The following is a 17,953-nucleotide window of genomic DNA, read 5'->3' as shown; positions in this document are numbered from 1 at the left end:
TCGTTCCGGGTGGATGGAAAATCCGGCTCGGACGTATCTTTCCGTAGGATCTCCCGAGCCCAGTTCTCCCCCATGGGCCTCCTCGCCTCCCTCCGCCTCGGCCCGCGCCGGGACCGCCTCGACAGGCTGCCCGCGATCGAGACCGACCGCCTGCGCATCGCCCCGCTCCTGCCCGAGGATGCCGCCGCCCTCCAGGCGCTCACCGACGACCCGGCCATCACCGCCGCCGTGGATTTCCTGCCCGACCGCTTCCGGATCGAGGATGCCCGCGGCCTGATCGGCAGCGGGCAGCGGGGCCGCGACGTCTTCCTCGGCGTGCGCGGACGCGAGGATCCGGCCCTGCTCGGCGTGGTCGGCACCCATTTGCGGGCGAGCGCGGCCGTGGAGATCGGCTATTGGATGGGCGGCGCGGCACGGGGGCGCGGCTATGCGGCGGAAGCGGTCGGCGCCGTCGTGCGGACGCTCGCGCGCGCCTATCCCCGCCGCCTGCTCGTCGCCGAATGCCGCCCGCAGAACGAGGCTTCGAGCGGCCTCCTGCGCAAGCTCGGCTTCGAGGATACCGGCGAGGACGGCCACCGGCCGGGCCGGCGGGTCTTCGTCTGGCGGGGGCCGTGAGGGGGACTACTCCGCCGCCCGCGGCGTCTCCCCGGAGAGCCAGGCGGCGAGGTCGGCCCGCGCCCGGTCGGTGAGCGCCTTCTTCTTCAGGGCCGCCTTCTCGGGGCCGCGCAGGCGCTTGCCGGTTTCGTTGCGCGGCAGCCGCTCCAGGGGCGGGAACAGGCCGAAATTCACGTTCATCGGCTGGAAGGAACGGGGGGCGCCCTCGTCCTCGGCCGCGATATGCCCGCCGGTGATGTGGCCGATCAGGGCGCCGAGGGCCGTGGTGGCCGGCAGGGGCGCAAGCGCGCGGCCCTCCGCCTCGGCGAGGGCGAAGCGGCCGGCCATCAGCCCCACCGCCGCGCTCTCCACATAGCCCTCGCAGCCGGTGATCTGGCCGGCGAAACGCAGGGACGGCCGCACCTTCAGGCGCAGGGTCGCGTCGAGCAGCCGGGGGCTGTCGAGATAGGTGTTGCGGTGCAGGCCGCCGAGGCGAGCGAACTCCGCATTCTCCAGGCCCGGGATCGTGCGGAAGACCCGGACCTGCTCCGCATGACGGAGCTTGGTCTGGAAGCCGACCATGTTGAACAGGGTGCCCAGCGCGTTGTCCTGGCGCAGTTGCACGATGGCGTAAGCCTTGACGGTCGGATTGTGCGGGTTGGTGAGCCCGACCGGCTTCATCGGCCCGTGGCGCAGGGTCTCCGGCCCGCGCTCGGCCATTACCTCGATCGGCAGGCAGCCGTCGAAATAGGGGGTCGAGGCCTCCCATTCCTTGAAGACGGTCTTCTCGCCCTCGATCAGGGCCCGCACGAAGGCCTCGTACTGCTCCTTGTCCATCGGGCAGTTGAGGTAATCCGCCCCCGTGCCCCCCGGCCCGGCCTTGTCGTAGCGCGACTGGAACCAGGCCTTGCCCATGTCGATCGACTCGCGGTGCACGATCGGGGCGATGGCATCGAAGAAGGCCAGGGATTCCGCCCCCGTCAGGGCGCGGATCGCCTCGGCCAGAGCCGGGGAGGTGAGGGGGCCGGTGGCCAGGATGGTCGGCCCCCAGCTTTCCGGGGGTAGCCCCGCCACCTCCTCGCGCTGGATCGTCACGTTGGGATGGGCTTCCAGCGCCGCGGTCACGGCCCGGGCGAAGCCCTCCCGGTCGACGGCGAGCGCGCCGCCCGCGGGCACTTGATGGGCATCGGCCGCGCGCAGGATCAGCGAGCCGAGAGTCCGCATCTCCTGATGCAGCAGGCCGACGGCGTTGCCGTTGGCGTCGTCCGAGCGGAAGGAATTGGAGCAGACCAGCTCGGCGAGCCCGTCGGTCTGGTGGGCGTCGGTGCCGCGGACGGGCCGCATCTCGTGGAGCACGACCCGGCGGCCGCCTTCCGCGATCTGCCAAGCGGCTTCGGAGCCGGCGAGACCGCCGCCGACGACGTGGATAGGAGTGTCGCTCATCGCCGCGGGATAGACCTGCGCCGGCCTGCGATCAATGCAGCGGAGGCCGCACCAGGAAGGCCTCGCGGTCGACCGAGGTGACCGAGACCGTAAGCGTCCTGCCGTCCCGGCGGAGGGTCAGCGGCACCCGGATGCCGGCATCGCCCAGGGCCCAGACCTGCCGGAAGAAGCCGGCGAGGTCGCGCACCGGCTCGTTCGCCACCGCGGCGAGGATGTCGCCCGGGCGCAGATCCGCGCTCTCGGCCGGCCCGTCGTCGGTCAGCCCCATCACCACCACGCCGTCCTCCGTCTCGGTGGCGTAGAGCCCGAGCCAGGGCCGGGGCGGGCGGTCGGCGCGCCCGCGGGTCTGGAGATCCTCTAGGATCGGCGGCAGCAGGTCGATCGGCACCACCATGTTGATCGCCCGCGCCGGCCCGGTGCCGCCCTGCTGAAGTTGCAGCGAGCCGATGCCGAGGAGCTCGCCCGAGGGCCCGATCAACCCCGTGCCGCCCCAATGCGGATGGCAGGGGGCGGTGAACAGCGCCTCGTCGAGCACGTATTCCCAGTAGCCCGCGAATTCCTGCCGGCCGATCAGCTCCACGGCGACGCTGTGCTTGCGCCCGCCCGCACCGGCGAGCACCGCCCGGTCCCCGGTCTTGAGGATGGAGGCCGTGCCCAGGGCCAGGGCCGGCAGGTCGAGATCGCCCAAAGCCTGCACGAGGCCGAAGCCCGTGACCGCGTCGTAGCCGACGACATGCGCCGGCACGGAGCGGCCGTCATGGGTGGTCAGCCAGACGGTGTCCGCCTCCATGACGAGATAGCCGATGGTGAGCACGAGGCCGTCTTCGCGGATCACCACGCCGTTGCCGGCCCGCTCGGTGCCCAGCGTCTCGGCGGTGAAGGCCTCGAGCGGCACCCGCGTCGAGAGGGAGACCATCGCCGCGAGCGCCCGGTCGAGATCGTAAGCGTAATCGCCCGGCTTGGGCTGGGCGGAGGCGGGAATCTTGAAATCGCCGTGGACGCTCATCCGGCTCTCGATGATTCGGCGCGGGGCGGATCGCCCGACATCCCCTAACCTAGGAACCCGGCCCGCCTCGCGACAGCCTCCCGCGACGCGACAGGCTGCGTTCGGGCGGGATCGTCACGGGCCGCAAGCCCGCAGGGGGCGTTCGATCCTTCCCGGCCTTCCTGAGAAGCTCCTCTGGGGGCAGCGGGATCCTCGGCGTGGCGCGGGCGCCCGGTCTCGGATAGGGTTGTGCGCAACGTTCTCGCGCAAGCGCTCATCGCCGGACCGGACCTCGGCCCGGCGGTAGGGAAAAGCGGTGCGACGAGACAGGGGAGGCGGCCCTCGCGAGGCGACCGGGCTGGCTCGCGAACGAAGGATCGGGGGCGTCACGCCATGTCATGCAGGGCCACAGCCGGGGAGCCATGCCTTGCGTGAGGACGAGCCCCTCCGCCGGCTGCTCGCCCAGATCGCCGGGGGCGACGCGGCGGCCCTGCGCAGCCTCTACGACCTGACAGCGCCGAAACTCTTCGGCCTGATCCTGCGTATCCAGCGGGACAGGAGCCTCGCCGAGGACGTGCTTCAGGACGTTTACCTGAAGATCTGGCGCTCGGCGGGATCCTACACGGCACAGGCGGGGCCGCCGCTCCCCTGGCTCTGCGCCGTCGCGCGGCACCGCGCGATCGACGTCATCCGGCGCAAGGGCGAGGTCCAGGGGCCGGTGAGCGAGGATGGCGAGGATTTCTTCGAGCGGCTCGTCGATCCGAGCGACGCGGAGGGCGCGTTCCTGAACCGGGACGCCCTGCAGCATTGCCTGGGCCAACTCGACCCGGCCCATCGCGACTGCGTGGTGCGGGCCTATTGCGAGGGCCTGTCGCGGGAGGAACTGGCCCAGATCCATGACCGGCCCGTGAATACGATCAAGACCTGGCTGCACCGGGCGCTCGCCAGCCTCAAGGGCTGCCTGGAGGCGCGGGCATGAGCGCCGAGCATCCCGACGATCCGGACCTGCGCGCCGCGGAATACGTGCTCGGCACGCTGCCCGCCGAGGCCCGCGCCGCCTTCGCCCGCGACCTCGCCGCCGATCCCGGGCTCGCGGCCCGGGTCGCGGATTGGGAGCGGCGGCTCGCGCCGCTGGCGCTCTGCGTGCCCCCGGTCGCGCCGCCGGCCGACGCCTGGGAGGCCATCGCCCGCCGGCTCTCCCCGACGGAGGCCGCCAACGACAACCGCGTGGCGGCCCTCTCCGCCCAGCTCCGGCGCTGGCGCCTTGCGACCGCGGGGGCGGGCCTCGTCGCGGCCGGCCTCGCCCTGTTCGTCGCCGCGGGCCTGCGGGCACCGGCCCCCGACTCCCGCTACGTGGCGGTCGTGACGAGCGGCGGCGACCTGCCGGCCCTGATCGTGAGCGTGGACACCCGGGCGGGGACCGCCCAGGTCCGCCCCGTGGCCGCCCAGGCTCCGGCCGGCCGCAGCCTCGAGCTCTGGTATGTCGGGGCGGGCAAGGCGCCCAAGACCCTCGGCCTGCTCGGCGAGCGCGCCAGCCGCATCACCCTGCCGGAGGAGGCCACCGCCCGCGGGGAGGGCGTCATCGCCGTCTCCGTCGAGCCCCCGGGCGGCTCGCCCACGGGCCAGCCGACGGGGCAGGTGATCTACACGGGCAAGCTGATCCGCGAGTAGAGCGCCCCTCAGGAAGCATGAAAAACCCCGGCTCTCGCGAGCCGGGGCCGTTCTTCCGTCTCCCTCGGGGCCGCCCCGATCAGGGCTGCAGCACGCCGTTGATGACGTGGATGACGCCGTTCGACTGCATCACGTTGGCGATGGTCACGGTGGCGGTGCTGCCCTTGGCGTCGGTCACATAGACCTTCTTGCCCTTGGTCGTGACGGTGAGGGGCTCGCCCTGCGCCGTTTTGAGCTGGGCCTCGCCGCCGCCCTGCTTCGCGAGGGCCATCAGGTCCTTGGCGGTGTAAGTGCCGGGGACGACGTGGTAGGTCAGGATCGCAGTGAGCGTCGCCTTGTTGGCCGGCTGCACCAGCGTCTCCACCGTGCCCGGGGGCAGCTTGGCGAAGGCGGCATTGGTGGGGGCGAACACCGTGAACGGCCCGGGGCCGGACAGGGTGTCGACGAGACCCGCGGCCTTCACGGCGGCGACCAGCGTGGTGTGGTCCTTCGAGTTCACCGCGTTCTCGACGATGGTCTTCGAGGCATACATCGGCGCGCCGCCGACCATCGGGTTCTTGGCGAGCGCTGCGGCAGGCACGGCGGCGCCCAGCGTGAAGGCGAGCGCGAGGGTTGCGGCCCGCTGCGCAAGCGGCCGGCTGAGGTTGAACATGGCGTATCCTTGAACGTTTCGCGCCCTCGATGGCGGGGCGTGAGCGGGATACGGCAGGGTCGGAACGGAAGTTTCGCGGCGCGCGCAGAATAATCGCGCCGGAGCCGGGCCGGGGCGTTCGCGGGCCCATGGGCGGTCTTCTTAACGCGCCCCTGCGAGGCTTCGGGGCCTCTCCCGACCGCTCCCCGGCATGCCCGCGCGCCTCTCTCCCACGCCGACTCGTTTCAGCGGCTGGTCTCCCGGGTCGGCCCGGGCGCTGCTGGCCGCCCTCGCCCTGCTCGTCGCCGCCGGGATCCTGACGGGATCGACGACCCCACGGCCGGTCCCCGCGCCCGCTGCGCCGCCGGCGGCGAGCGGGAATCCGCTGGCCGCGGAAGGCGACGCCGCCCTCTACCAGGCGATCGCGGCGCGCATCGCGACCGGCGACGGCTACTACGCCGCGGCCGTCACCGGGCCCGGGACTACCCGCTGCGCCCCTTCGTGACCGTGCGGCTCCCGACGCTCAGCCTCGTCGAGGCGCAGGCCGGCCCCCTCGGCACCCGGATCCTCGCCATCCTGCTCTGCTTGGCCGCCTGGGCCGCGCTGCGCCGGGCCTTCGCCCGGCAGATGCCCGAGGGGCCGCGCCTGATCGCGGCCTCCGTGCTGGCTGCGGGCGGGCTCGCACCCGCTCTGAACGCCACCTACACCTACGCCCACGAGGCCTGGATCGGCAGCCTGCTCGCCCTGGCGCTGGGGCTGCGCCGGCCGGAACGCTACGCCCCCGCTGTGCTCGTCGGCCTCCTCGCCGTCGCGATCCGGGAGATTGCCCTGCCCATGCTCGGCGCCATGGCCGTGCTGGCCCTCGGCGAGGGGCGCCGCCGCGAGGCGGCCACCTGAGCCGGTGCTGCCGGCGCCGGGTTCGCCCTGCTGGCGGCCCACGCGGTGGCCGTCTCGGCGCATGTCGGCCCCCTGGACGCCGCCTCGCCCGGATGGGCGGCGGCGGGGGGCTGGGGCTTCGTGCTGCGGATGGTGCAGGATTGCACCCTGCTGATCCTGGCGCCGGCGCCCCTCGTCGCGCTTCTCGTCCCGCTCTGCCTGATCGGGTGGATGGCCTGGCCTGGCGCCTTCGGGCGCCGGGGCCTCCTCGTCGGCGGCGGCTATCTCTGCGCCTTCATGCTCGTCGGCCGGCCCGACAACACCTACTGGATCCTGATGGTCGGCCCCCTGCTGATGCCGGGCCTCGCCTTCGCGCCGGCCGCCCTGCGCGACCTCGGCTGCGCAGCGCTGCCTCGGCGGCGGGGCGCCGGCGCCTGACCCGCCAGGCAAACGAAAAGGGCCGCCCCCATCGGAGCGGCCCCGTCAAAATTCCCGTCCGAGGCGGCTCGCCTCAGGCGGAAAGCGCTTCCTTGGCCCGCTCGGCGCGCTTGCGGTCGTTCGGGTCGAGCACGGCCTTGCGCAGGCGGATCGACTTCGGAGTCACCTCGACCAGCTCGTCGTCCTGGATCCAGGCCAGCGAGCGCTCGAGCGTCATGCGAATCGGCGGGGTCAGGCGCACCGCCTCGTCCTTGGAGGTGGTGCGGATGTTGGTGAGCTTCTTGCCCTTGAGCACGTTCACCTCGAGATCGTTCTCGCGGTTGTGCTCGCCGACGATCATGCCTTGATAGACCTTCCAGCCGGGCTCGATCATCATCGGGCCGCGGTCCTCCAGGTTCCACATGGCATAGGCCACGGCCTCGCCCTGGTCGTTGGAGATCAGCACCCCGTTGCGGCGGCCCGGCATCTCGCCCTTGTAGGGCTCGTAGGCCTTGAACAGCCGGTTCATGATCGCCGTGCCGCGGGTGTCGGTCATCAACTCGCCCTGGTAGCCGATCAGGCCGCGGGTCGGAGCATGGAAGACCAGGCGCAGGCGGTCGCCGCCCGAGGGACGCATCTCCAGCATCTCGGCCTTGCGCTCGGACATCTTCTGCACGACGACGCCGGAATGCTCCTCGTCGACGTCGATCACGACCTCCTCAATGGGCTCCAGCACACCGCCGTTCTCGTCCTTCTCGAAGACGACGCGGGGACGCGACACCGCGATCTCGAAGCCCTCGCGGCGCATGGTCTCGATCAGGATCGAGAGCTGCAGCTCGCCGCGGCCGGAGACGTAGAACGAGTCCTTGTCGGCGGCTTCCTCGATCTTCAGCGTGACGTTGCCCTCGGCCTCCTTGAACAGGCGGTCGCGGATCATGCGGCTCGTGACCTTGTCGCCCTCGGTGCCGGCGAGCGGCGAATCGTTGACGATGAAGGACATCGTCACGGTGGGCGGGTCGATCGGCTGCGCCTGGATCGGGGTGTTGACGGAGGGGTCGCAGAAGGTGTCGGCCACCGTGCCCTTCAGGAGGCCGGCGATGGAGACGATGTCGCCCGCCTCGCCGACCTCGATCGGCTGGCGCTCCAGGCCGCGGAAGGCGAGGATCTTGGAGACGCGGCCGGTCTCGACCACCTTGCCCTCGCGGTCGAGCACCTTGATCGACTGGTTGGGCTTCACGGTGCCCGAGGCGATGCGACCGGTGATGATGCGGCCGAGGAACGGGTTGGCCTCCAGCAGCGTGCCGAGCATGCGGAAGGCGCCTTCCTCGGTCTTGGCCTGCGGCACGTGCTCCAGCACCAGGTCGAAGAGCGGGGCGAGACCTTCGGAGGGATCGCCCTCCGGCGAGGTCGCCATCCAGCCGTTGCGGCCCGAGCCGTAGAGGATCGGGAAGTCGAGCTGCTCGTCGGTGGCGTCGAGGGCGGCGAAAAGGTCGAAGACCTCGTTGACCACCTCGTTGATGCGGGCATCCGGCCGGTCGACCTTGTTGACCGCCACGATCGGGCGCAGGCCGATCTTGAGCGCCTTCGAGACCACGAACTTGGTCTGCGGCATCGGGCCCTCGGCGGCGTCGACCAGCACGATCACGCCGTCGACCATCGAGAGGATGCGCTCGACCTCGCCGCCGAAATCGGCGTGGCCGGGGGTGTCCACGATGTTGATGCGGGTGTCCTTCCAGACGACCGAGGTCGCCTTGGCCAGGATGGTGATGCCGCGCTCCTTCTCGAGGTCGTTCGAGTCCATCGCCCGCTCTTCCACGCGCTGGTTCTCGCGGAAGGTGCCGGATTGCTGGAGCAGCTTGTCGACGAGCGTGGTCTTGCCGTGGTCGACGTGGGCGATGATGGCGATGTTGCGCAGCTTCATCGGGGGTTCTCGAAGCATGGCGAGCCCGTCTCGTGGCGGAGCGCGGCAGACGCGACCGTCGACGGCGGGCTGGCGGGAATCTGGCAGTGTCGCGTCGCAATAAAGGGAAGGGCCTGTTCCCGCAAGCCGTCCGTTATTCGCCGCGCGCGGGGTAGGGGGTACGTCGGGCAGGGGGCGGGACGGCGCCCGCCCTCACAACCAGGGCGCGTCGGTCTTCGGGAGGCGGCCCTCCGGGTCGATGACGGACAGGCGGGGACCCTCCTCGCCATTCCAGCGCCACAGGGCGATGCCGGTGCCGCCGCGGGACATGAAGGAGGGATGGATCAGGCCGTGGAAACCCGCCTCAAGGAGCCGTTCGGCCGCGCGATGCGTCTCTGGCAGCCGTCCCGCGTCGAGATCCGCGCGCCACTCCGCCCGGTGCAGGTCGTCGGGCAGGCCGAGCCCCCGCAGGCCGTCCGGCGCGGTCAGATCGGCCAGACGAGCCCCTTTGAGGATGAGCTGCGCGATGGTGGCAGGATGCTGCACGAAACCCTGATTGTATTCCGCCCAGGCCGTCGACAACTCGCGGGCTGCGTAGAGGCAGGGCTGCCCGATCCTGTTCCAGCGTCCGCCGAAGCGAGCCGCCCCGGCCCCGGACAGAGGATCGTGCGCCCAGCGGGGAACGTAGGCGCGCCAGAGGACGAGCCGGCTTCCCGGCTCAGGCATAGACGCCGGCGCGCACCGCTTCGAGATAGGCGATGACCTTATCCGCCTTGTGCTCGCGCACGAGGTCGTAGGCCGTCTTGCCGGCCCAGCCCGGGATCGGCTGGTGCTTGAACCAGATCGCCGCCCGCATCTCGTCGCCGGTCATCTCCGCGGCCATGGCGATGATGCGCACGATGGGGCTCAGGGCTCCCTCGACGGAGCGCGTTCCGCGGGAAGCCGTCAGCGTGTTGCGCGAGATGCCGGCGAGCCGCGCGAGCTCGGTCAGCGTGAGACCGAGCCCCTCCGCCACCCGGCGCGGCGAAAGATAGGGCGCATCGGCCTCGCGGAAGAGGGTGGCGACGGAGGGCAGGGCGCTCATCGGCATATCCTGCTGAACGGGCGGGGCAGGAATTGGTCGCATCCTGATCCTGACAGTGCTCAGATTATGCAAGCCCTGCCGGTCCGGCAAGCGGTGGACGCGGTCCGGCGACCTCCCCGCGCCGCCGGGCTCGCGCAGAGGCGCCCTCCACACGCGGAACGGGATGAGGTGTTGACGGCCTCGCCGCTGAGGTGATCGTGGGATACGCGGGGTGGCGTCGGCGAAGGCCGACGGCTCCGCACATGTCATCGCCAGCGACAGGGCCAGATTTTCCGTGACCGCCGCCCGTCCCCCGATCCGCTTCCGCGGCCGTTCCTTCCTGGCGATGGTGCTGGCCCCCGTGCCGCCGATCGACCTGTGGCTCGCCGAGCTCGACGCCCTGAAGGAGCGCGCCCCCGCCTTCTTCACGGTGCGCGCCATCATCCTCGACGTGACCGGCCTGCGCTTCGACCGCTCGGACCTGCTCGACCTCTGCGCGGCGCTCAACCAGCGCTCCATCACCATCCTCGGCATCGAGGGGATCGGCCCGACCTCCCTCGGCCCCGGCTTTCCGCCCCCGCTCGCCGGGGGCAAGCCGGTGGAAGACATCGTCCCGCCCGAGGCCGCCCTGCCGGCCACCGCCGCGGCGGCCGCGGCGCCGGCGCCCGTGCCGCTTCCCCAGGCCGCGCCGCGCCACCGCTCCTTCGTGATCGACGCACCCGTGCGCTCGGGCCAGGTGATCCAGCATCTCGACGGGGACGTGACCGTGCTCGGCTCCGTCGGCTCCGGCTCGGAGGTCATCGCGGGCGGCTCCATCCACGTCTATGGCAGCCTGCGGGGCCGGGCCATCGCCGGGGCGGTGGGCGATCCCAATGCGCGCATCCTGGCCCGCAAGTTCGAGCCGGAGCTCATCGCCATCGACGGGCTCTACAAGACCGCCGACGATCTCGGCGGCCAGCTGCGGGGCCAGGCGGTACAGGCCCGGCTCGACGGCGATTCGATGATCCTCCTGCCCGTCGACTGAGGCCGTCTTCCGGGTCGACGGCCCGCGGGATCACTCCTCCCGCTCGTCCCACACGACCCAGCCCGCGCCCAGCGTCGTGGCCACGATCGCGATCCAGAGGCCGGTCTGGCCAAGGAGATCGCGCAGCCACCCGTGGAGGGTCGAGAGGCCGAGCGTGAGCAGGCAGTCCCAGATGCCGAGATAGAGGGCGAGGGCGAGCAGCGAGACGGCGAGGGGCCGCGTCATCGGTCCTCCATCTCGTTCCAGAGGGCCCAGGCCCCGACCAGGACCATCGCTCCAATCACGAGGCGCATGCCCGTATGGCCGATGCGCTCGAGCAGCCAGCCATGGACAGCCGAGAGCCGGATCTCGAAGACCCAGCCGCCGCCCGTCACGAAGAGGGCGGCCCCGAGCACGATGAGGAGTTTGGCCCAGATCGGCATGCGGCCGCGCTAGCATCTTTTCGCGGCAGCGCCGAGGGTCCGGACTGATTTCGGCTCGCCCTGTCCTGGAAAATTGCTTCGCCCAGGTCGCCCTCGCCCCGGCGAATACGCTCCCGCGCACAGGATCTTCGCCGCGTCTTCCATGACCGATCTCGGCGAGATCCTGAGGCCGGATCGCCGATTCGCCGACGTCACGGGATCCAGGGATCCTGCGATCCCGGGCCGGATTAAGGTTCGTCGCCGCCCGCACCGGGGGCCAAATCCTTGCCTGAGCAAGCTTTTCTCCGGCAGCCCGAAGCACCGCCGGAATGTGTCCCGGCAAATTTTGCCGGGCGCCCGCGGAAAATTAACCGCCCGGTAACCATCCCGGCCATCAATGGGAGCATCGGTAAGGAAACGTAAACGCCCGTGACCAGCACCGCTCCACAACCCCGGACCTTCAGCCTGCGGGGCCGCACCTTCCGGGCGGCCGTGCTGGCGCCGGAGGCCCCGCTCGAGGACTGGCTCGCCGGTCTCGACGGCGCCCTGAAGCGTTCGCCGACCCTGCTCGACGGCAAGGCGGTGATCCTCGACCTCGCGGCCCTGCGGCCGGAGAAGGAGATCCTGGCGGGCCTCATCGCGGATCTCGCGACCCGCAATGTCCGCGTCCTCGGCCTTCAGGGCGCGGATGCGGCGCTCGGCGAAGCCGGCCTGCCGCTTCTGGCCGGCGGCCATGCCGGCGCGGTGCTGGAGGTGCCGACCGAGCCCGAGAAGCCCGCGCTGACCTCCCTCACCATCGAGGGATCGGTGCGCTCCGGCCAGACCATCGTCCATCCGGACGGGGACGTGACGGTGATGGGCTCTGTGTCCTCCGGCGCCGAGATCCTCGCGGGCGGCTCCATCCACGTCTACGGCGCCCTGCGCGGCCGGGCCATCGCGGGCGCCGCCCGCAACCCGCGCGCACGCATCTACTGCCGCAAGTTCGAGCCCGAGCTTCTCGGCATCGACCGCCTCGTCCGCACGGCCGAGGACATGGGCACCCACCTGCGCGGCCAAGCGGTCCAGATCTGGAACGACGGCGGCGCCATCAGAATCGCAGCCTTGGGTTAAGGGGAAACGAGAATGGCCAAGGTTCTTTGTGTCACGTCCGGCAAGGGCGGCGTCGGCAAGACCACCACCACGGCCGCGCTCGGCGCGGCGCTGGCCCAGGCCGGCGAGAAGGTCTGCGTGGTCGATTTCGACGTCGGCCTGCGCAACCTCGACCTGGTGATGGGCGCCGAGCGGCGCGTGGTCTACGACCTCATCAACGTCACCAACGGCGACGCCAAGCTTCCCCAGGCGCTGATCCGCGACAAGCGCCTCGACAACCTCTCCCTGCTGCCCGCCTCGCAGACCCGGGACAAGGACGCGCTCACCGACGAGGGCGTGGCCAAGGTGATGGACGAGCTGCGCGAGAAGTTCGACTGGATCGTCTGCGACAGCCCCGCCGGCATCGAGCGCGGCGCCCAGCTCGCCATGCGCCACGCCGACGTCGCCGTGGTGGTGACCAACCCCGAGGTCTCCTCGGTGCGGGATTCCGACCGGATCATCGGCCTCCTCGATTCCAAGACCGTGCGCGCCGAGAAGGGCGACACCATCGAGAAGCACCTGATCCTGACCCGCTTCGACCCGGCCCGGGCCGATCGCGGCGACATGCTGAAGGTCGAGGACGTGCTCGAGATCCTGTCGATCCCGCTGCTCGCCATCATCCCGGAGAGTCTCGAGGTCCTGCGCGCCTCCAATGTCGGCTGCCCGGTGACCCTCAACAACCCGCTCTCCGCCCCGGCCCGCGCCTATATCGACGCCGTGCGCCGCCTGAAGGGCGAGACCGTGCCGATGGCGATCCCCTCGGATCGCAAGTCCCTGATCAACAAGCTGTTCACTCGGAGGGCCGCATGAGTGTCTTGACCTTCCTCAAGCCCCGCGCGTCCAGCGCGGTCGCGCGCGAGCGCCTTCAGCTCATCCTCGCCCACGAGCGGGCGGAGAGCGGGCGCCCGGATCTGGTGATCACTCTGCGCGAGGAGATCCTCGCCGTGATCGCCAAGCACGTCGCGGTCGAGCGCGACAAGGTTCAGATCAAGCTCGAGCGCGGCCAGGGCGTCTCGACCCTCGGGGTCGATATCGAGATCCCGGTCGAGGCCGCGCCGCTCAAGCGGGCGGCGGGTTGATCAGACACCCACGGAAACCGGGGCGATCGCCGAGAGGCGGCCGCCCCGGTTTCCGTTCGGCCTGACCGCACACGGCCGCGCGGGGCCTCACCCCGCCCGGGGCGCGAGGCGGAAGGCGGGGGCGTGGTCCGGCTGCGTCGTCACGATCGCGGCCGGCAGCACCGGGCGTGCCTGGGCGCGCTCGAGGCGGAACCGGCCGACGAGCCGCGCCAGGGCCAGCACGACTTCCGCCAGGGCGAATTGCGCCCCGATGCAGACCCGCGGGCCGGCCCCGAAGGGCAGGTAGGCGAAGCGCCGCACCGGCGCCGCGCCCGGCAGGAAGCGGCCGGGATCGAAGGCGTCCGGATCGGTCCAGAGCCCGCGATGGCGGTGGAGAAGCCAGGGCGAGATCACCACGATCTCGCCGGGGGCGACCCTCTGCCCGCACAGGGTGTCGGCGGCGAGCGCCCTGCGCGCCAGCACGAAGGCCGGCGGATAGAGCCGCAGGGTCTCCTCGATCACCGCCCGGGTGAGGGGCAGGGCCTGGGCCGAGCCGGTGCCGGCGGCGCGGCCCTCCGCGAACACCGCCTCCTGGATCTCCGGCGCATCGGCAAGCAGCACGCAGGCCCAGAGCAGCGTCACCGCCGTGGTCTCGTGGCCGGCCAGGATCATCGTCGCGACCTGGTCGCGCAGGGCCTCGACGGAGAAGCCCTCGCCGGTCTCGGGATCGCGGGCCGCCTGGAGCAGGTCGAGCAGGTCGCGGGCGCCCCCGCCGCCCCGTTCCGCCCGCTCGGCGATCACCCCGTCGAGGAAACCCGTCCAGTCCCGGCGGAACCGGGCCCGCGCCCGATCGAGGGGCGTGCGCCAGGACAGGGGCAGCAGCGCGTCGAGGGCGTGCGGGCGCCCGAGCTTCTCCGCATAGGCGACGACGTGGTGCCGGAGCGCCGGGCCATGCCGGCCCATGCCGAGGGAGAACATGGTGCGGCCGGCGATCTCCAGGGCGAGGTGCTGGAGCGCAGCGAAGAGATCGACCGGACCGGCCTCGGCCGGGGCGGCGAGCGCGTCCAGGGCCGCGTCGGTGGCCGAGAGGATGTGGGGCGTGAGCAGGTCCACCGCCCGGGGCGTGAAGGCGGGGCTCAGGGTGCGCCGCTGGTGGCGCCAGGCCGCGCCCTCGCTGATCAGCAGCCCGTCGCCCAGGAGCGGGCGCAGCATCCGCACGGTGATCGCCGTGCGCACGTAGTTCTCGGGGTTCTCGACGAGCACCCGGCGCACCGCCTCCGGATCGCTGATCGTCAGGCGGGTGCGCCCCAGGATGCGGCGGCGCAGATACGGCGCCTCGTAGGCCTGTTGCGGCCAGCAGCCGATGCCGTTGATGCGCATCGCCCGCACGAAGCGCCAGGTCGAGAGCTCCCGCGCCGCAGGTGTCGGCACCGGCGGCACCAGCCGCGGGAAGACGGGCAGAGCGAGGGCATCCATACCCGGTTCCTATCCCATCGGCCGGGGGCGGACATCCGACATTCCGGTGATGCGGCGGCGGCCCGCCGTGTAAACGCGTGTTAAAGGGCAGGACGCGAACCGCCGCTGACAACCGCCCCCGAACCGACCCCGGACGACATGGCCGAGCCCGCCCACCCCTATACGATCGAGGCCGACGGCCTGCGCCTCACGGTCCGCCTGACCCCGCGCGCCTCCCGCAACGGCCTCGACGGTGTGAATATCGGCGCGGACGGGCGGCCGGTGCTCGGCATCCGGCTCGCGGCCCCGCCGGTGGAGGGCGCGGCCAACGCGGCCCTCCTCGCCTTCCTCGCGGAAACGCTCGACCTGCGCCGGGCCGGGATCCGCTTCCTCTCCGGCGAGACCTCCCGGCTGAAGCGCCTCCATCTCGCCGGCGACGGCGCCGCTCTGGCCGCGCGGCTGGAGGCGCTCCTGGCGAAAGCCTGACAGGACGGGCTCCGCCCTCACGCGAAAGGGATCGGACGGACCCGCAACGGGTTGAAGTCCGATCGGCGGCCATGGCAAGCGCCCCGGCGGAGTCGGGGGGAGCGATGGGGCGGATCGAACAGGCAGGCGCGGGCGCCGCGGGCGGGAGCGGGCGGGCGTGAACCCGGTCGCCGTCGCCGTCCTGCTCGGCATCACCGCCGTGTTCCTGGCCCTCGTGCTCTACGCCGTCGGCTCGGGCCATGTCTGGATCCTGGCGGTGCTCGCCATCCTCCTGGTCGCAGGCTTCGTGCGCTGGGGGTAGGGCGCAATCGGGGCCTCAGCCGTCGAGGGCCGGCCCGCGGGTAGCGTCGGCGCCCATGCCGGTGCCGGGCAGGGGGCCGACCGTGACGGGGGCGCGGCTGCGGGCCGCCTCGTAGATCGCCGCCATCAGGATCTGGTCCTGCAGGCCCTCCTCGCCCGGGGTGCGGGGGCGGCGGTCCTTCAGGATGCACTCCGCCATGTGGTCGAGCTCCAGAGCGAACTGGTTCTTCGGCGGGATTACCGGCTCGTCCTTCTGCACCCGCGTCCCCTCGCGATGGGCGATCATCAGGCGCTGGCCGCGATAGGCGAAGGCGTTCTCGAGGGTGAGGGCCCCGCCCTCGGTATGGACATCGAGCCGCCGGCTCTCGTGGACGCCGTAGCTCGTGCCGCACTGGGCGATGACGCCGGAGGGGAAGGTGAGGGTGAAGACGACGCTCTCCTCCACCTCCCGGAAGAGCGGGCTGTCGGGCGTCGAATGGACCTGCGCCGTCACCGAGACCGGCTCCTCGCCGGTCAGGGCCCGCACCCCGTTGAGGCAGTAGAGGCCGATATCGGGGAGCGCTCCGCCGCCGGCCAGGGCCTTGCGGAGCCGCCACTGCTCGGGCAGGCCCGAGGTCTGGCCGTTGAAGGCCTGGATCAGGCGCAGGCGGCCGAGGCTCCCGGAACGGGCGATCTTCGTCACCTCGCGGTTGTTGGGCTCGTACTGGCAGCGATAGGCGATCATCAGCTTGACCTTGGCCTGGGCACAGGCCTCGATCATGGCCCGGGCCTCGTCCGGGCTCGTCGCCATCGGCTTCTCGCAGAGCACGTGCTTGCCCGCCCCCGCCGCCGCCACGACGTGCTCCCGGTGGAGCGCGTTCGGCGTCACCACGTAGACCGCCTGCACCGCCGGGTTCGCCTTCAGGCGGTCCCAGTCGCCGTAGCCGTAGATCGCCTCGGCGGCGATGCCGTATTGCGCGGCGACGAGCTTCGCCTTGTCCGGCGAGCCCGAGACCAGGGCGACGGGGCGCGCCATCTTCGCCTCGCCGAAGGCCGGCAGGATCTCCTCCAGGCTCAGGCGGCCGAGGCCGACGACGGCGAAGCCGACCCGCTTCTCCGGGGGCAGGGGCGCGGGCGGCGGGGGAGGGGGCGCGTCCCCCTGGCCGCGCCAGTTCGGGAACACGACCCGGCCGCCCTGGACCGCGCCGGTATCGGCCGGCACCGCCGGGCCAAGCGCCCCATCCTGTGCCTGCGCCGCGGCGCCGGTCGCGGCGAGCGCGGCACCGGACAGGGTCGCTCCGCCGGCCGCCAGAAGATTCCTCCGCGAGAGGCGATAGGCCGCCTCGCCCTGCTTGCGCTCGTCGCTCATCAGCCCTGCCACACCCATATCTCTGCCGTTCCGGGGATGCCCGGGAACGGCAGGGAGGGGCCGGCGTTCCGGCCCGGCGCGCGAGGCCCGCTGCCGCACCCGCCGGAGTCGAGGAGCGTCAGATCCAGCCCTTCACCCGGAAGAAGATCAGCGGGATCAGCGCCGAGATCGCGATCAGCGCGAGGCCGTAGGGGTAGCCGTAGGTCCAGCTCAGCTCGGGCATGTTCTTGAAGTTCATGCCGTACATCGAGGCGATCAGGGTCGGGGGCACGCCCACCACCGAGACCACGGTGAGGATGCGGAAGGCATTGTTCTGCTCGATGTTGATGAGGCCGAGGGCCGCGTCGAGCTGGAATTGCAGCGTCTCCGAGAGCCGGGTCTCGAACTCGTCGAGGGAGGCGATGTCCCGGGACAGGGTGTCGAAGCGCGGCTTCTCCTCGGCATGGAGCAGCTCGCCGCACTCGTCCTTCACGAAGGGCACGATCCGGCCGAGGCCGAGCAGGCTGGCCCGGACCTTGGCCAGAGCCTTGCCCTGCCGCCCGATCGAGCGCAGCAGCCGGCGCAGCGCCAGGTCGCGGCGCTTGGGCGCGGTGGCGTCGTCCTTGCGCGCCCCGGGCCGGGCGCTCACGTCGAAGTCGAAGATCCGGGTCGAGAGGGCATCGAGATCGGCCGACATCTCCTCCAGGGCGTCGGCAAGGCTGTCGACCAGCTCCTCGACGAGCAACAGGAACACCTGGGTGCTGGTGGTCGCCTTGTCGTCCTGCTCGGCGATGCGCTTCTTCACCGTCGCGAAGGCGCGCAGATCGTGGAAGCGGACGGTGAGCAGGTGCTCTCTGGTGAGCACGAAGCCGAGGGGCTTCAGGGAAAAATCCGCCCGGTCGAAGGTCACCATCGGCGTCGAAAGGGACAGGCCGTTGCGGTTGCGGCGCAGGCGGCTGGAGGATTCGACTTCGCTCAGGGCGGCGCGGGAGGGCACGCGCAGGCCGGTGCCCCGCTCCACCGCAGCGGCCTCCTCGGCGGAGGGATCGTCGAGATCGATCCAGACGGTCGCCGGGTCGAGGGGACCCTGCCCCTCCAGGCAGGCGGTATCGACGGCGCCCTGCGGTCCCTGAAGGCTGATCATCGCGGGAGGAGACTCTTTTGCGAGAAGGGCGGCGCCGAGAAGAGCGAATT

At 71.7% G+C, this 17,953-nt stretch carries 23 protein-coding genes; 12 read left to right on the top strand and 11 right to left on the bottom strand.

The window, feature by feature from the left end; genetic code table 11:
- Positions 1-72 precede the first annotated feature (72 nt).
- A complete protein-coding gene (locus MMB17_RS21830; protein WP_241100256.1) occupies positions 73-615 on the top strand; it encodes a GNAT family N-acetyltransferase in 543 nt (180 codons plus the stop codon).
- Positions 616-621: 6 nt separating this feature from the next.
- Here the strand turns inward: MMB17_RS21830 and trmFO are convergent, their stop codons facing one another.
- Positions 622-2,037 carry a methylenetetrahydrofolate--tRNA-(uracil(54)-C(5))-methyltransferase (FADH(2)-oxidizing) TrmFO gene (gene trmFO, locus MMB17_RS21825; protein WP_241100255.1) on the bottom strand — a complete coding sequence of 472 codons (1,416 nt, stop codon included), beginning with the start codon at positions 2,035-2,037 and terminating at the stop codon, positions 622-624.
- Between the two features lie 31 nt (positions 2,038-2,068).
- The gene (locus MMB17_RS21820) at positions 2,069-3,043 is read right to left on the bottom strand and encodes a S1C family serine protease (RefSeq protein WP_241100254.1); all 975 of its coding nucleotides are present in this window, start codon (positions 3,041-3,043) and stop codon (positions 2,069-2,071) included.
- A gap of 406 nt (positions 3,044-3,449) precedes the next feature.
- Between MMB17_RS21820 and MMB17_RS21815 the strand changes: the two genes are divergently transcribed.
- The gene (locus MMB17_RS21815; RefSeq protein ID WP_241100253.1) at positions 3,450-4,001 is read left to right on the top strand and encodes a sigma-70 family RNA polymerase sigma factor; all 552 of its coding nucleotides are present in this window, start codon (positions 3,450-3,452) and stop codon (positions 3,999-4,001) included.
- Entirely contained in the window at positions 3,998-4,693 is a 696-nt protein-coding gene (locus MMB17_RS21810) for an anti-sigma factor (protein WP_241100252.1), read from the top strand. The genes MMB17_RS21815 and MMB17_RS21810 overlap by 4 nt, the downstream gene beginning before the upstream one ends.
- Positions 4,694-4,772: 79 nt before the next feature.
- Here MMB17_RS21810 and MMB17_RS21805 read toward each other — a convergent pair whose 3' ends face one another.
- Positions 4,773-5,345, bottom strand: a complete 573-nt coding sequence (locus MMB17_RS21805; RefSeq protein ID WP_241100251.1) for a fasciclin domain-containing protein — start codon at positions 5,343-5,345, stop codon at positions 4,773-4,775.
- Positions 5,346-5,535: 190 nt separating this feature from the next.
- Between MMB17_RS21805 and MMB17_RS21800 the strand changes: the two genes are divergently transcribed.
- The 3 genes from MMB17_RS21800 to MMB17_RS21790 are packed head-to-tail and all read left to right on the top strand — an operon-like array spanning position 5,536 to position 6,638.
- Complete coding sequence (locus MMB17_RS21800; RefSeq protein ID WP_241100250.1) at positions 5,536-5,829, top strand: hypothetical protein; 294 nt, start codon at positions 5,536-5,538, stop codon at positions 5,827-5,829.
- Positions 5,826-6,221, top strand: coding sequence for a hypothetical protein (locus tag MMB17_RS21795; RefSeq protein WP_241100249.1), 396 nt, complete (start codon positions 5,826-5,828; stop codon positions 6,219-6,221). Before MMB17_RS21800 ends, MMB17_RS21795 begins: the two co-directional genes overlap by 4 nt.
- 45 nt (positions 6,222-6,266) lie before the next feature.
- On the top strand, positions 6,267-6,638 hold the full coding sequence (locus MMB17_RS21790; RefSeq protein WP_241100248.1) for a hypothetical protein: 372 nt from the start codon (positions 6,267-6,269) through the stop codon (positions 6,636-6,638).
- Between the two features lie 73 nt (positions 6,639-6,711).
- Here the strand turns inward: MMB17_RS21790 and typA are convergent, their stop codons facing one another.
- The 3 genes from typA to MMB17_RS21775 all read right to left on the bottom strand — a co-directional run bounded on the left by typA (position 6,712) and on the right by MMB17_RS21775 (position 9,601).
- Positions 6,712-8,538: a translational GTPase TypA gene (gene typA / locus MMB17_RS21785; protein WP_241100247.1), complete on the bottom strand. Its 1,827-nt coding sequence runs from the start codon at positions 8,536-8,538 to the stop codon at positions 6,712-6,714.
- 192 nt (positions 8,539-8,730) lie between these two features.
- Complete coding sequence (locus tag MMB17_RS21780; protein WP_420847385.1) at positions 8,731-9,270, bottom strand: RES family NAD+ phosphorylase; 540 nt, start codon at positions 9,268-9,270, stop codon at positions 8,731-8,733.
- Positions 9,236-9,601 (bottom strand): antitoxin Xre/MbcA/ParS toxin-binding domain-containing protein, encoded by a 366-nt coding sequence (locus MMB17_RS21775; protein WP_373324955.1) that lies wholly within the window; start codon positions 9,599-9,601, stop codon positions 9,236-9,238. The genes MMB17_RS21780 and MMB17_RS21775 overlap by 35 nt, the downstream gene beginning before the upstream one ends.
- Before the next feature lie 325 nt (positions 9,602-9,926).
- Between MMB17_RS21775 and minC (MMB17_RS21770) the strand changes: the two genes are divergently transcribed.
- Positions 9,927-10,604, top strand: coding sequence for a septum site-determining protein MinC (gene minC / locus MMB17_RS21770; protein WP_241102263.1), 678 nt, complete (start codon positions 9,927-9,929; stop codon positions 10,602-10,604).
- A 30-nt stretch (positions 10,605-10,634) separates the two neighbouring features.
- On the opposite strand, the gene MMB17_RS21765 is transcribed toward minC (MMB17_RS21770), so the two are convergent.
- Positions 10,635-10,829: a hypothetical protein gene (locus tag MMB17_RS21765; protein ID WP_238310611.1), complete on the bottom strand. Its 195-nt coding sequence runs from the start codon at positions 10,827-10,829 to the stop codon at positions 10,635-10,637.
- Positions 10,826-11,026 carry a hypothetical protein gene (locus MMB17_RS21760; RefSeq protein WP_238310612.1) on the bottom strand — a complete coding sequence of 67 codons (201 nt, stop codon included), beginning with the start codon at positions 11,024-11,026 and terminating at the stop codon, positions 10,826-10,828. The genes MMB17_RS21765 and MMB17_RS21760 overlap by 4 nt, the downstream gene beginning before the upstream one ends.
- Before the next feature lie 408 nt (positions 11,027-11,434).
- On the opposite strand from MMB17_RS21760, the gene minC (MMB17_RS21755) reads away from it, so the two are divergent.
- From minC (MMB17_RS21755) to minE, 3 genes are read left to right on the top strand one after another with little or no spacing between them, the layout of a single operon-like run.
- Positions 11,435-12,115: a septum site-determining protein MinC gene (gene minC, locus MMB17_RS21755; protein ID WP_241100245.1), complete on the top strand. Its 681-nt coding sequence runs from the start codon at positions 11,435-11,437 to the stop codon at positions 12,113-12,115.
- 12 nt (positions 12,116-12,127) lie between these two features.
- Entirely contained in the window at positions 12,128-12,943 is an 816-nt protein-coding gene (minD, locus tag MMB17_RS21750) for a septum site-determining protein MinD (RefSeq protein WP_238310614.1), read from the top strand.
- Positions 12,940-13,212 carry a cell division topological specificity factor MinE gene (gene minE, locus MMB17_RS21745; protein ID WP_238310615.1) on the top strand — a complete coding sequence of 91 codons (273 nt, stop codon included), beginning with the start codon at positions 12,940-12,942 and terminating at the stop codon, positions 13,210-13,212. Before minD ends, minE begins: the two co-directional genes overlap by 4 nt.
- An 87-nt stretch (positions 13,213-13,299) precedes the next feature.
- On the opposite strand, the gene MMB17_RS21740 is transcribed toward minE, so the two are convergent.
- Positions 13,300-14,667, bottom strand: coding sequence for a cytochrome P450 (locus tag MMB17_RS21740; protein ID WP_241100244.1), 1,368 nt, complete (start codon positions 14,665-14,667; stop codon positions 13,300-13,302).
- 138 nt (positions 14,668-14,805) lie between these two features.
- Here MMB17_RS21740 and MMB17_RS21735 point away from each other — a divergent pair, with 138 nt between their 5' ends.
- Complete coding sequence (locus MMB17_RS21735; RefSeq protein WP_238310616.1) at positions 14,806-15,132, top strand: DUF167 family protein; 327 nt, start codon at positions 14,806-14,808, stop codon at positions 15,130-15,132.
- A 157-nt stretch (positions 15,133-15,289) separates the two neighbouring features.
- Complete coding sequence (locus MMB17_RS21730) at positions 15,290-15,433, top strand: hypothetical protein (protein ID WP_238310617.1); 144 nt, start codon at positions 15,290-15,292, stop codon at positions 15,431-15,433.
- A 15-nt stretch (positions 15,434-15,448) separates the two neighbouring features.
- Here the strand turns inward: MMB17_RS21730 and MMB17_RS21725 are convergent, their stop codons facing one another.
- Both MMB17_RS21725 and MMB17_RS21720 read right to left on the bottom strand, forming a co-directional pair.
- Positions 15,449-16,780: a Gfo/Idh/MocA family protein gene (locus tag MMB17_RS21725; protein ID WP_241100243.1), complete on the bottom strand. Its 1,332-nt coding sequence runs from the start codon at positions 16,778-16,780 to the stop codon at positions 15,449-15,451.
- Positions 16,781-16,898: 118 nt separating this feature from the next.
- A complete protein-coding gene (locus MMB17_RS21720; protein ID WP_238310618.1) occupies positions 16,899-17,903 on the bottom strand; it encodes a magnesium transporter CorA family protein in 1,005 nt (334 codons plus the stop codon).
- Between the last annotated feature and the right edge of the window lie 50 nt (positions 17,904-17,953).

The sequence above is a fragment of the Methylobacterium organophilum genome (assembly GCF_022533465.1).
Taxonomy (GTDB): Bacteria; Pseudomonadota; Alphaproteobacteria; order Rhizobiales; family Beijerinckiaceae; genus Methylobacterium; species Methylobacterium organophilum.
The sequence above is the reverse complement of the archived record's forward strand: the minus strand, read 5'-3'. Positions and strand labels throughout refer to the sequence as shown.